This is a genomic window from Micromonospora sp. DSM 43699 (assembly GCF_055517075.1).
Window position 1 is genome coordinate 38030 of record NZ_JBTMMT010000003.1, and the last position, 12639, is coordinate 50668.

The 12639-nt window shown below is 68.5% G+C and carries 9 protein-coding genes and 3 pseudogenes; 6 read left to right on the forward strand and 6 right to left on the reverse strand.

The window, feature by feature from the left end; all coding sequences use genetic code 11:
* Nucleotides 1-602: 602 nt before the first annotated feature.
* Together AC0AIB_RS02725 and AC0AIB_RS02730 are read left to right on the forward strand one after the other, a co-directional pair.
* Nucleotides 603-3311, forward strand: coding sequence for an RICIN domain-containing protein (locus AC0AIB_RS02725; RefSeq protein WP_465095930.1), 2709 nt, complete (start codon nt 603-605; stop codon nt 3309-3311).
* A 398-nt stretch (nt 3312-3709) separates the two neighbouring features.
* Complete coding sequence (locus AC0AIB_RS02730) at nt 3710-3835, forward strand: hypothetical protein (RefSeq protein ID WP_442930683.1); 126 nt, start codon at nt 3710-3712, stop codon at nt 3833-3835.
* Between the two features lie 55 nt (nt 3836-3890).
* Here AC0AIB_RS02730 and AC0AIB_RS02735 read toward each other — a convergent pair whose 3' ends face one another.
* Genes AC0AIB_RS02735 through AC0AIB_RS02745 form a run of 3 tightly spaced genes read right to left on the reverse strand, consistent with a single transcriptional unit; the run spans nt 3891 to nt 5309 of the window.
* Entirely contained in the window at nt 3891-4454 is a 564-nt protein-coding gene (locus AC0AIB_RS02735) for a dihydrofolate reductase family protein (protein ID WP_465095931.1), read from the reverse strand.
* Between the two features lie 4 nt (nt 4455-4458).
* A complete protein-coding gene (locus AC0AIB_RS02740) occupies nt 4459-4938 on the reverse strand; it encodes an SRPBCC family protein (protein WP_465095932.1) in 480 nt (159 codons plus the stop codon).
* Nucleotides 4935-5309, reverse strand: a complete 375-nt coding sequence (locus AC0AIB_RS02745) for an ArsR/SmtB family transcription factor (RefSeq protein ID WP_328345448.1) — start codon at nt 5307-5309, stop codon at nt 4935-4937. The genes AC0AIB_RS02740 and AC0AIB_RS02745 overlap by 4 nt, the downstream gene beginning before the upstream one ends.
* Before the next feature lie 77 nt (nt 5310-5386).
* On the opposite strand from AC0AIB_RS02745, the pseudogene AC0AIB_RS02750 reads away from it, so the two are divergent.
* Nucleotides 5387-5770: pseudogene (locus tag AC0AIB_RS02750) on the forward strand (LacI family DNA-binding transcriptional regulator); the annotation flags it as partial.
* A gap of 116 nt (nt 5771-5886) precedes the next feature.
* Here AC0AIB_RS02750 and AC0AIB_RS02755 read toward each other — a convergent pair.
* Nucleotides 5887-6282, reverse strand: a pseudogene (locus AC0AIB_RS02755) (MFS transporter); the annotation flags it as partial.
* 351 nt (nt 6283-6633) lie between these two features.
* Between AC0AIB_RS02755 and AC0AIB_RS02760 the strand changes: the two are divergent.
* Nucleotides 6634-7071, forward strand: coding sequence for a hypothetical protein (locus AC0AIB_RS02760; protein WP_465095933.1), 438 nt, complete (start codon nt 6634-6636; stop codon nt 7069-7071).
* A 218-nt stretch (nt 7072-7289) separates the two neighbouring features.
* Nucleotides 7290-7385: pseudogene (locus AC0AIB_RS02765) on the forward strand (hypothetical protein); the annotation flags it as partial.
* A 90-nt stretch (nt 7386-7475) separates the two neighbouring features.
* On the opposite strand, the gene AC0AIB_RS02770 reads toward AC0AIB_RS02765, so the two are convergent.
* Together AC0AIB_RS02770 and AC0AIB_RS02775 are read right to left on the reverse strand one after the other, a co-directional pair.
* Complete coding sequence (locus AC0AIB_RS02770; RefSeq protein ID WP_465095934.1) at nt 7476-8120, reverse strand: helix-turn-helix domain-containing protein; 645 nt, start codon at nt 8118-8120, stop codon at nt 7476-7478.
* 135 nt (nt 8121-8255) lie between these two features.
* Nucleotides 8256-11375, reverse strand: coding sequence for an AfsR/SARP family transcriptional regulator (locus tag AC0AIB_RS02775; protein WP_465095935.1), 3120 nt, complete (start codon nt 11373-11375; stop codon nt 8256-8258).
* A 142-nt stretch (nt 11376-11517) separates the two neighbouring features.
* On the opposite strand from AC0AIB_RS02775, the gene AC0AIB_RS02780 reads away from it, so the two are divergent.
* On the forward strand, nt 11518-12477 hold the full coding sequence (locus tag AC0AIB_RS02780; RefSeq protein ID WP_465095936.1) for a hypothetical protein: 960 nt from the start codon (nt 11518-11520) through the stop codon (nt 12475-12477).
* Nucleotides 12478-12639: the final 162 nt, after the last annotated feature.

Below are 12639 nucleotides of genomic sequence, written 5' to 3' on the forward strand. Positions count from 1 at the left end.
CGGGGGGCTTCCACCAGGCCTCGCCAGTCGCGTCACGGCACCTCCCGTCGCCGGCCATAGTCCTGTATGATTGCGCTGTCATGTCTACGCAATCAGACAATCGCCATCAAGGTCTCGCAACCCGCCCCTGAGGCTGGCGAAGCGCGTTCCTCGCCACACCCTAACCCCACTTTCGAACCGAACAAGTCAGGCCGGGCCGCCCGCCGACTTCGCCGAGGACCGCAGCGCTGTCCATGCCTTCGACGTGCCCACGAGGCCGGGCGCCGTAGCGGCGAATCGGTTCGCTGCCCGACCGGTGCAGCGTCGGTGGGCCGGCGACACGGAATGCCCTGAGCGCGATGCCCTGGCACTCCGGAAGGGTCGCACTCACCGGCGGCCGGTCGACACCTGCATGGCGTCAGGAGCAGGAAGTAACCGTCTTGAAACCTTGACTTCACGCCCGCTACACGCATTAATACATATCTATGTATCCGGGCTGCAGCCATCCCTCCCGGGTGGTCGGCGACGCCGGCAGATTTGTCGAATCGGTTCGAGTGTCGGCCTTGAAGGCTGCGCCCTGAACCGGTGTTGCGTAGCGGGCGGATGAGTCACAGGAGGTTACCGTGCAACGTAAGAACGTCCACTGGGGTGGCCGATTGTCGGCGTCGGCCAGGGGGCTTGCCGCGACCGTGGCGCTCGGCCTGACCCTGACGCTGGGCGGCCTGCCCCTGGCGAACCCCCGGCCTGCCCTGGCCGCGCCGGGCGCGCCGGGGGCCGTGGCGGCCGCCGGTGCTGACGGTGTGGCGGCCGGGAACGCCGCGATCGCCTCGGTCGACCTGAGCGGGACCTGGGGCTTCACGCCCGCGGGTCGGGCGGCGACCACGATCGCGGTGCCCGGTGGCGGCTGGTACAAACAGGGCTTCACCACCGTGAACGAGGCGGTGTACTCGCGCAGCATCACCGTGCCGGACTCGGGGCAGCCGCAGTCGGCCTGGATCGAGTTCGGCGCCGTCAACCACCAGGCGACCTTGTCGGTCGACGGCCGGGTGGTCGCCACCCAGACGACGGCGTTCACCCCGTCGAACTTCGACATCAGCGCCTACGCGGCGCCCGGCACCACCCACACGATCACGGTGAACGTGAAGGGCCGCGGCGCGTTGAAGGCATCCAACGGCCGGTACCTGGTGCCCGACGCCGCCACGTGGTCCGAGGCGGTCCCCCAGGGGATCTTCGGGTCCGCGTTCCTTCGGGTGTACCCGGCCGTGTACGTCAGCGACACGTTCGTGCGTACGTCGGTGGCGAACAAGACGCTGACCTACGACGTGACGGTGCGGAACACGTCGGGCAGTTCCCGGTCGGTGACGCTGACCGGGTCGCTGGCGTCCAAGAACGGAACGGCTTTCAGCTACCCGGAACTGCCCAGCCGTACGGTCACCGTGGCGGCCCGCTCGACCGCGACCGTGACCGTCGGGCCGGTCGCGTGGAACCTCGACAGCACCTCGTACTGGTGGCCCAACGTGCCGTACCGGTCGGGGTACCGGGCGCAGCTGCACGGGCTGACGGTGCATGCCGTCACCGACGACGGCCGGACGAGCGACGCCGAGTACCGGTTCGGGTTCCGGGAGGCCACCCAGAACGGTGACTACTACTACCTCAACGGCGTGCGCGTGAACTTCCGCGGCGACAACCTCCAGGGTGCCGACTATGACCGGATCAACAACGGCGGCAAGGGCGACGCGTACCACACCCTGCCCGGCTTCCTGCCCCCGTCGTCCGGCAACGGCGGCTGGCCGCAGGCGGTGGACAACTACCAGCGGCTGAACTACAACGTGGTGCGCATCCACCAGGAGCCCGGAAGCCCGTACATGTTGGATGTCGCCGACGAGATGGGCCTGATGATCATCGACGAGGTCGCGATTCGCGGCTCCCAATCCTCGCAGGAGTGGAAGGAGCCCGTCGGGCACGACAACATGGTCAACCACGCCCGTGCGCTGGTCCTGCGCGACCGCAACCACCCCGCGATCATCCGCTGGAGTCAGAACAACGAGCCGAACCAGAGCGGCCAGGATTCCGAACAGTTCGAGAAGGAGCTGTACGCGGCGATGAACGGCGCCGACGGAACCCGGCCGATCATCGCCGAGGTGGGTGTCGGCGGGAATGTCAGCCTGTATCCCGGGATGACGTACGCCAACTTCGCGGTGATCCCGCACTACGTCGACGGCTTCGGCAGGTACGGGGAGGGCCTGATCACCGTGAACGGGCGGCCCGACGGCGAGGGCGAGTACATCTGGCCCGCCTGCAACAACAAGCAGGGCTTCGAGTGGTTCGCCACGGCAACCCTGGCCAAGCGCGGCAAGGGCGCCACCGACCTGCGTCCGTACACGCTGCTGTCCGCCTGGGCCAGCGTGGTGCCCGGCGTGCGGAGCACCGACTTCACCCCGGAGGAGGGTGGTCACCCCATCTATGGCGTGGACAACCTGCCCGACCCGTGGAGCAACCCGCAGATCCAGCGTGTGCAGGCGGCGTTCAACCCGGTGGCCGCGGTCGACCTCCCCTTCTGGTCGGCCTCCGGCAATTCGGACTCGAACGGCACCTTCCCGCTGCCGCAGGCGGTGCCCAGCTACGCCCGCAACGCCACGGTCACCCGCAACATCACCGTGTTCAACGACGACTTCGCCGACACCTCGGTGGGCTTCACCTGGACCGCCCGGCTCGACAGCCCGACCGGCGCGGTCGTCGCGTCCGGCAGCACGACCCTGACCGTCCCGCTCGGCTCGCGGGTCACCCAGCCGGTGTCCTTCACCACCCCCGCCACCGGCAGCCGCGTGTACCTGCAGCTGTCGACCACGAAGTCCGGTAGCCCCGTCTTCACCGACGCGGTGGAGTACTTCAACCTCGCCGGAGGCAGCGGGACCGGGCCCGCACCGGGCACCTACCGCATCGTCAACCGCAACAGCGGCAAACCCCTGGCCATCGTCGGTAACTCCACCGCCGACGGCGCCAAGACCGTCCAGCAGAGCGGCACCCCCACCTGGACGATCAGCACCACACAGGACGCCTACACGCTGCGCTACACCACCTCCGGAAAGATGCTCGACGTCAACGGTGGCAGCAGCACGCAGGGCCTGCAACTGCAGCAGTGGTCGGCGAACGGCGGCACCAACCAGATGTGGTACCTGCGGCCCACCGGTGACGGCTACTACACCATCGTCAGCCGCAGCAGCGGACTGGCAGCCGACGTCTCCGGCGCCTCGACCAGTGACGGAGCGCAGGTCGTGCAGTGGACCGCCAACGGCGGCACCAACCAGCAGTGGCAGTTCGTGCCCGCCTGACAGAGAACAGAGGTGGATGTCAAGCCCGACCGGCGGTAACGGGCTGCCGATCGTTGCGCCGACTCGGGGGTGCGGTTCGTACGCCCGAGTCGGCCACGATCCGATCGCGGTGGGACACGAGCCACCGATCCGGACAGACGCCAGCCTGGTCCGCTCGCTAACCGTACGTGAGCCAGGCCCAGGGCGTCGCGGCTGAGCCTCGCCGCCGCTGCTACCCCGGCCCTCGCCGCCGCCCCGGCACCCTCCTGCGAGTCCGGTGCCTCGCAGTTCTACTGCGAGGGCAGCACCGGCACGACGACCTGGGGCATCACCTGGTACTCCGGCAGCGTCGGCACCTTCACGACCGCCGGGTCGACCCTCTTCGCCGCCTGCCCGGCCAGTAACTCAGGACCGCGATCGTGACCTGGATCGAACGGGCCTACCACCACCGCCGACGACGCCGACGACGCCGACGATCCCTGTCCCGGTTGACCCCTATCGAGTACGAGATCATCATGACCCCACCGGCCAGTCAGGCCGCGTGACTGCAACTGTCACCTACCGGTGCAGCAGACCCCGACGACCGGAAGGGCTTGTCGTTCACTGTCCGAGGGGGCGGTAGCGGAGGTGTACGACGCCGTTTCGGAACCGGCGCTCCTCGAGGAGCTCAAGCTCGGCGCGCATGCCGGTCGGCAGCCCTGGTTTACCCCCACCGACGACGATGGGCAGGATGAACAGTTCGCACTCGTCGATCAGCCCGGCATCGAAGGCCTGTGCCGCGAGGTTGGCGCCTCCGACCATCAGGTCGCTGCTGGCTGCGGCCTTCAGTCCGCGGACGGCGGACGGGTCGAAACGGCGTTCGATTCGGGTGTCGGCAGTCGACACCGCGGTGAGGGTGGTGGAGTAGACGATTTTGCTCGCCGCCTGCCAGGCGCTGGCGAAGCCGGCCATGAGGTCCGACTTCGCCGCCAGAGCGGGGTCGGTCTCCCAGACAGCCATCGCCTCGTACAGGCGCCGCCCGTAGAGAAACGTGCCTACAGGCCGTACGAGTTCGGTTTGGAACGCGAACACTTCGTCGTCGATGGGGAACCAGGCGAAGGCGCCACGTTCGTCCTCCATGTAGCCATCGAGCGACATGTTGTTCATGTAGATCAGCTTTGCCATACCTCTACCTCTCAGGGATCGGCTGCACATTCAGCAGGTCGGCGTCCAGCTTGGTGAACGCTTGACGCCAGCCCTCCTCGCTCGGCCGCGCCAGATGTTCGGGGAGCCACTGGCGGATCGCGAGTCGCGTCCGACCGTCCGCCTCGTCGTGGAACTCGATCCGCAGTCTCGTCTCGAACGGCTCGACGCCCTCCTGCAGCCGCCCGCTGACGCGCATGATCCCGTCGATCAACTCGCCGTCGACGACGTCGGTGAGGTCGACGTGGACGTGGACGCGAAGGCCGGGGTTGGAGGCGTTGACCTCGGTCCACCGTTGAAAGCCGCCGGGGCGCACGTCGAACTCGATCTCGTCGCGCGGCAGTGAGTTCCCGATCGGGCCCCACCACGCCGCCAGGTGCTCGGGATCGGTGAAGGCGCGGTAGACGAGCTTCCGCGGCGCGTCGAACACACGCGAGATCGCCAGCTGCGGTGTCGTCGTTCTCATTCCATCTCCTTATGGTCGTCGGCCGTCCGGTCCGTCGCCCGCTCAGCGGCCTGCACAGCAGCGAGGTGGGCGTCGAGGCGGGTGAGGGACGAGTCCCACAAACGCCGGTAGCGCTCGATCCAGTCGGCCGCCTCGCGCAGCGGGGCAGCCTCGAGGTGGCTCGCGCGCCACTTACCCGACCGCGACCGCGAGATGAGCGCGGCGCGCTCAAGGACCTTCAGGTGCCGGGACACCGCCGGCATCGAGATCGACAGAGGAGCGGTGAGCTCGGTGACCGTGGCGTCGCGTGCGGCCAACTCGGCGATGATCGCCCGTCGGGTGGGATCGGCGAGCGCCGAGAACACCGCGCTGAGCTGATCGGTGGCTACCATGGAAAGCCCTCTCACTTAACCAACATGTTAAACGTATGGCGTCGCGAACGATACTGTCAACGGAGGAGTCGACCGCCATGCGCGCTCGCCTGTCCGACATCGCCCTGCAGGCCGAAGTCGGCGAGGCCACGGTGTCGCGGGTGCTCAACGACCGCCCCGGCGTGGCCACGGAGACCCGAGGGGCCGTCCTGACCGCCCTCGACGTACTCGGCTACGAGCGCCCCGCCCGGCTACGCAAGCGCAGCGCCGGCCACGTCGGCCTGGTGGTGCCGGAGCCCAAGAACCCGATCTTCCCCGCCTTCACGCAGGTCATCGAGTCGAACCTGGCGCAGAGCAGGTTCACCCCAGTGCCCTGCACCCAGACCGCAGGCGAAATCACCCAGGACGAGTACGTCGAGATGCTGGCCGTGGCGCACCTGGTGGCGCTCGGCCACCGGCGGATCGGGCTGATCACCGGTCCGGTCCCGCAGGACGGCGAGATAGCCTGCCGGGCGGGTGTGCGTCGTCCCTGGGCGTGGCCCGGCGACGACCCGGCGTCCCACCGCCGGTGACTGATCAGGATCAACATCGGAGCCGTTTACGTCAGCGTGGCCAGGAGATAGACGGCCTGAAAGGTGACAAGCCGGGAAGTGTCGACGATCATCCCGGCGATGAGCCCGCCCAGACCGAGACCGAGATTGAGCAACGCGAATTCCAGGCCGAAGACGCGCTGCCTTTGCCCGCCGTCCGTGAGTGAGGTGAGGAGGGTGGCCTGCCCCGCCCGGATCGCCGAACTGCCCAGCGCGATCCCCGAGACGGCCAGCAGTGTGGAAACAAACGAGTCGACGAATGCCAGCGAGCCGACGACGGTGGCTTCCACCAGGTAGAAGACAATCAGGGACCGGCGGGAGCCGAGGCGGTCGATCAGGATTCCGCCGACTGGCGCGAGGCAGAGAACGATTGCGCCGTACCAGCCCACCACCAGACCGACGTGGGTGGCCGAGAGACGTGCTTACCCGCCTGCGCTTGGCGTTTACCACTCCTGACTCATGCGCCGACAGCCGAGGACGGAGTTTTCCCCGACCGGGGACATCGTGGATGCGGGCCTGTGCACGGGAGTGTTCGACGCCCAGGGCGTGTCTGACAGAGGTTCAGTGTTCTGGCTTGAACTCTGGCCCCGTCGTTTTTCAGTTGCTCTCGGATGCCCAGTGGTCGTCGTTCGAGGGGATGCTCCTGAAACCGGCGGGACGCTCGGGCCGGAAGGGATTGGTCGGCGACGTATGATCGCGGTGGTGGCGAAGCGTCAGGCTGAGATTCCGGCACCGGTGTGGGGGAGCGGGTCAGGGTGTTCGGTTGGAAGAAGAAGCTCGACGATATGATGGGGCAGCTCAGGCCCGACCTGAGTCGGGAGTCGCTCGGCGTCGGGCCCGACTTCCCCGGCGTCGCCCCGAACCCGCTCCTGAGCGGCGATGCACGGAAGCGCAATGCGGAACTGCGTACGGGGGCGCTTGCGCTCGGTGTTCTCGTCGACTGGCGGGAGGTGAACAGCAACCCTCGCGTGGTCCTGATGTTCGACGTGGAGACCGCCGACGGCATCTCGTTCCGCGGTGTCGCAGACGAAGACCTCACGATCACCGAGCTCACCCGACTCGCCCCGGGACAGACGTTGCCCGTGCGCTACCGGCCGGCCGTCATGGACCACTACGTCGCCCTTGCCCGGGACGCGGACCCGGCCCGTGTGCAGCAACTCGCTGACGAGATCGCGAGCCGCAAGCGGACCTGACCCGAAGCCCCTGGCCGGGTGCGGCTGTGCCGTGACCAGAAACGTTCACGGTGGTGGTTGACCCGCCGTCCGGCGTGTCGGTCGGGCGGCGTCGTGTCGGTCAGGCTGTGACGGTGGCGGATCTTGTACGCGTGCGGCGGCTCGGTGATCAAGAAGGTCAGCAGCTGCTCAGAGTCACCCGCCGGGGAACCGGCTCACCGATCCGGCCGAGGCGGGCGATGGTCGTGCTCGCCTCGGCCGGCGGGAACACTGTGCCGTCCATCGCCCGTCTCGTGCAGGCCGACGAGGACACGGTCCGGCAGGTCGTCCACCGGTTCAACGAGATGGGGATGGCCAGCCTTGGCCGGCAACGCGTCCACCCTCGACCCGGCTCGGGTGAAGTGTCTGCCCCAGAGCCGGGTCGTTCAGGTGGGCGATGTCGGGGAGGGCGACAGGTGGGCGCGTTCGCCCTGGGCGCCGAAGAGCGTGAGCAGCTCCGCGGCCTGAGCGCCGGCGCTGCCGATCTGGTGCGGGATACGGGTGTCGAACTCTGCGGCTTCGCCGGGGCCCAGCTGGTATTCCTGGTCACCGAGGACGAGCCTGACGTATCCGTTGAGTACGTAGAACCATTCGTACCCCTCGTGGGTCTGCAAAGTCGTCGTAGCCGACTTCCCAGCCGGCGGATAGATCACTTTGTAGGCCTGGATGCCTCCGGGACGTCTGGTCAGCGGCACGACGGTGAAGCCGGATCGCCGTACCGGCCGTAGGTGGATACGTGGATCGCCGGTGGGCGGGGCCGCGACCAGTTCGTCGAGCGGGACGTCGTGCGCCCACGCCAGCGGCAGCAGTTGCTCCAGTGTCGGGCGCAGTTTCCCGTTCTCTAGACGCGACAGCGTGCTTGCGGTCAGGCCGGTCTCTGCCGCCAGGGCGGCCAGTGAGATGTTCCGGGCCTGGCGTAGTGCGCGCAGGCGCAGTACCTGCACACCCCCTTCGCGCTGGATCGCGCGCGAGCACTGCGTACCGCGGCGCACGCACTGCGCCCCGGCGGTCATCTCCTGATCGTCGGCCACGGCTCGACGGCACCCTGGTCGTGGGACAAAGATCCCGACACCCGTTACCCCTCACCCGGCGAGACCGCAGCCGAGCTCGCCCTCGACCCGGCCCGGTGGTCCGTCGTACGCGCCGCGATGGCGGCAGCCGGACCGCTATCCGGGCAAGGACTCCGACGCGAGAAGGGCGAGTAGCTTTTCGATTCGCTCCGTGCCCGGCTGGTGGCCGGTCAGGGCGTGCGACTGTGCCGCCAGCCGCGCGCTGCGCCAGGCGGCGGTCACGTCACCAGCCGAGTACTCGGCTGCGGCGCGGGCGGCGAGCGTCCGGCCTTCGAGCAGCAGATAGCCGCACTGCCGCGTGATGGACAGCGCCGCATGGCACCAGGAAGGTGCCGCAGGCTCGTCGATTTCGGCGAGGCTGACGGTGATATCGGCCTCGATATAACGATCCGCAGTGGTGCGCGCAGTTCTCAAGGCATCCAACAGGATTCCGGTTCTCCCCTCGACGATGCCCAGGATGTGGAGAGCGAGCGCTTCGACCCGGGGCTCGCCCGGGGTACGCGCCATGTCGAGCGCCTGCCGGGCGAGGCTGGCCGCGTGCGGACCGTCGCCACGATCGCAGTGGACCCGAGCCAGCGCACACAGGGTTGTGGCACGGCCCCGGCTGCCCATCTGCTCATGTAGTTCCAGTGCCTCGGTCAGCGTCCGTAGTGCATCGTCGGACCGGCCGAGTAGGTGGTGGACGACGCCCAGGTTACTCAGGATGAGTGCCCGACTGGAGGCTGCCCCGCCCTGGTGTGCCAGGGTGAGCGCCGCGTGATGATGGTCCGCGGCTTCGCGGAGCCGTCCGAGGTCGGCGCAGACCAAACCGAGATTGTTGTGGTTGACGGCGACGCCCGCGGTCCGGCCGTTGCGCCTGTTGAACTCCAACGCCTGCTCCATGACCCGCAGGGCTTCACCCGGCTGGCCGGTCATGCGAAAGACCGGGCCCAGGTTGCCCAGCGCGGCTGCTTCGCCATCGCGCCATCCTGAACGGTTCGCGGAGACCAGCGCCAGCTGATAGTCGTCGATCGCCTCGGGGAACCGTTCCAGCCGCCAGTGCAGGGCGGCGAGACTCAGCCGGGCCGCCGCCTCGGCCTGCTCGTGTCGGTCGGCCCGGGCCGCGGAAAGACCGATCCTCGCGACCTCGGACCATTCCGTGGTGTGCATTCCCAGCCACAGGTATCCGCGCAGCGCGTCCGCCAGCGACCAGGCGACGGTGTGCAGTTCCTGGTGCGCCGCATGGCGTGTAACGGCGACGAGGTTGTGCCGGTGCGCGTCGAGCCAGGCGAGAGCGTCGACATGGGTGGCGAATCGCATCGGTGGCCCAGCGGGCGCGGGTAGCTGCGTGGGCACGCGTAACACTTGTGGATACAGTCGGTCGGCTGCGGCGTACACGCTGAAGAGGTACCAGGACAGCAGGTCACCCAGGCTTTCCCGATTGTCCTCGATCTTCGCCAGCTCGGTCACGTACCGGCCGAGCAGGTCGTGTGTGCCGTAATGACCCGGCGTCCGCTCCTGCGCCAGGTGCGCATCGGCGATACGAGAGAGCATGTCCGCCGCCTCGCCGGCTCCGCATCGCAGCATCGCGGCGGCCGACTCCGCTGTCACGTCGCAGCCGGGCACCAGGCCGAACAGCCGGAAAAGCCGCTGGAGTCGCGGTGGCAGAGTCTGGTACGAAGCGGCGAACGCCGAACGCACCGCAATCTGTTCGTCGTCACGGACGGTCAGCACGGTCAGCGGGTCGCCCGCGCGAAGCCGCGCCAGGTACCCACTGACCATCTCGTGTGGGCGGCCGTGCAGGTCCGCTGCGGCGATACGCAGGGCCAGCGGCAGATGTGCGCAGTCATGGGCCAGTTCCGCGAGAGCGTCCCGCTGCTCGGCGACCCGTTCCGCGCCGATGACGCGGGTCAACAACTCGGTGGCCTCCTGCGGCGCGAGCACGTCCAACGACAGCCGTTGCGCGTCGTGCCGAGCGGCCAGCCCACCGAGGCGGTCACGGCTGGTCACGATCACCAGGCAGCCGGCGCCGCCGGGCAACAGCGGCCGGACGTGCGCGGTGTCGCGGGCGTTGTCGAGCAGGATCAGCACCCGCCGGTCGGCGAGCACGCTGCGGTAGAGATCCGTTGCCTCGTCGACGTCGTCTGGCACCCGTGCGGGCGGCACACCGAGCGCGCGAAGGCAGCGCGACAACGCGTCCAGCGGGGCTATCGCCGCTCCGGGCGAGTAACCGCGCAGGTCCAGGAAGAGCTGACCATCGTCGAAGAGCGGCCGTACCCGGTGCGCCCACCGGATCGCCAGCGCCGTCTTGCCCACCCCGGCCGTCCCGATGATCGCGACGACCGCCAGGGCGCCGCTTTCCCGAGCCTGGCTCAGCATCGTGTCCATCGCGGCGAGTGCGTTGCCACGGCCGGTGAAGGTGGACAGGCCGGCGGGCAGTTGGGCGGGACGCAGAGCAGATCCGGGTTCCCGGACCGGTGGCGCGGGCCTGTTCGGCGGAAACTGTTGCCGCAGCACCCGGACGTGGGCCTCCGCGAGCCGCGCTCCCGGCCCGATGCCCAGCTCGTCGGCGAGTAGGCGGCGGATCCGCTCGAACACCCGCAGCGCCTCGGCCTGGTGCCCCGATCCGGCCAGCGCCGTCATCAGCCGCACGGCGAGACCCTCGTGCCACGGGTTCCCGGTGACCAACTCGCGCAACGGCGCCACCACGGCGGCGTGCCGACCGAGCGCGAACTCGGCGTCGAACAGGTCCTCGGACGCGGCAAGCCGCTTGTCGTGCAGGCTAGCGGCGGCCGCCGGTACGAACGCGGCGGACGCGCCCGCGAGTGCCGGGCCACGCCACAACGCCAACGCCTGCCGCAACAGGGTGGTGGCCCGCTCGTGCTCGCCGGAGTCGGCGTACCGACGCGCAGCTTCGGTCAGTCCGGAGAAGACCACCACATCCAGGTCGTCGCCGGTCAACTCAAGGCGATATCCCCCAGAATCCGAGTAGATTGTTTCGGGCATACCGGCCGCACGGGTCAGTTGTCGCAACCGGGAGACGCAGACCTGGACCTGTGCTCGTGCGCGGGTGGGGAGAGCTCCGCCCCACAGCGCCTCGGTCAACTGCTCCGCCGACACCACCACGTTGGCATTGAGCAACAGATACGCCAGCACAGCGCGTTGTTGGGGTCGCCCCAGCGGCACTCGCTCGCCCCGCACCACGGCCTCAACCGGGCCGAGTAAGCGCCATGTCATCCGGCCCCCACATCGATGTATCGAACTTGATTCTATGTGTCGCCGCCAGGGCGGCTATCGGATGGCTAGCCGATGGCAAGCCGGGCAACGCAGCCTGATGGAGCCGGGCGGATGGCCCGGGAACCTGGGTAAAGGAGCTTCAATGAGACGAAGAATCCGCGCGGCTCTCCTCGCGGTGACGACGCTCAGCATGGTCGTCGCGTCGGTCGGGGTCGCGCAGGCCGACGAGTCGTCGCACCCATCGCAGTCGTCACTGCGCGACGCACGGGCCGCCGCAGCGGCGTCGGGCGGACTGAGCCATGCCGCGAAGGGCGGGATCGGCATCGCCGCGACGTGGTTCACCGGCACCCTCTCGGCCGGCGGCACACAGGGCTGGACCTGGACCAACGCCCCAGCCGACGCCGCCTATGTGGTCGGCTACAACCCGGCCGGCGCCACCACCTCGGCCACGTGCCAGTTCGAGACGATCAACAGCCGGTATGTTCAACTGCCCAGTGGGGAGCGGCAGTACCAGTTCACCCTCAAGAATGTCGGTTCGATCGCCTGTGGTGCGACGGTGCAACTCACGGCGGTGACCAGTTCGGTCCTTGCCTCGACCGGCGGCGTCAGCCCGGGTGGCACCCAGACAAGCCTCTGGAACGTCCCCTGGAACACCATCTGGGTGGCCGCTCTCAACCCGAGCGGCGCCACGAGTTCGGCAGCCTGCCAGTTCCAGGTGACACGCGTCTGGACCGTGCAGCCGGGCAGTTCGCTCCGGCAGATCTGGGTGGAGGTGAAGAACGTGGGGACAATCACCTGCCAGGCCGACATCCGGCTCGGCTCCACCACCATCGGTTCGCAGTTCTCCATGGCAACAGTGGGCCCCGGTGGCACCTGGTCCACGACCTGGAACAACGCGAATCCCGTCACCTCGGCCTACGTGATCGGCCCGTCACCCCAGGGCAGCTTCCCCACCTACTGCCAGTTCGAGGTCACCCGCGTGGTCTACATCCAGCGCATCAACAGTGACGGATCATCTCAGCGCCAGCTCGCGATGTGGTTCAAGAACCTCAGCACGCTGTCCTGTGGAGGGACCGCCTACCTGCAAACCATCGCGGCCTGATCCGCACCCGTCCCCGCGGTCATCGCGCGACAACCATCGTTGTCGCGCGGTGGCCGCGCCCTTTTCGCCGCCACTCTTCCCCGGGACCGCATAGAGATTTCGACACCCTCCCGTGCGGGTGCAATGCGGCGACCGCGCCCGATCGGCCGAGAACCAGGAATT

Bases quoted from the DNA above. Each gene is read 5' to 3' on its own strand.
- AC0AIB_RS02775 (WP_465095935.1), bottom strand. From the start codon at position 11,375: ATGACATGGCGCTTACTCGGCCCGGTTGAGGCCGTGGTGCGGGGCGAG.
- AC0AIB_RS02735 (WP_465095931.1), bottom strand. From the start codon at position 4,454: ATGGCAAAGCTGATCTACATGAACAACATGTCGCTCGATGGCTACATG.
- AC0AIB_RS02745 (WP_328345448.1), bottom strand. From the start codon at position 5,309: ATGGTAGCCACCGATCAGCTCAGCGCGGTGTTCTCGGCGCTCGCCGAT.
- AC0AIB_RS02780 (WP_465095936.1), top strand. From the start codon at position 11,518: ATGAGACGAAGAATCCGCGCGGCTCTCCTCGCGGTGACGACGCTCAGC.
- AC0AIB_RS02740 (WP_465095932.1), bottom strand. From the start codon at position 4,938: ATGAGAACGACGACACCGCAGCTGGCGATCTCGCGTGTGTTCGACGCG.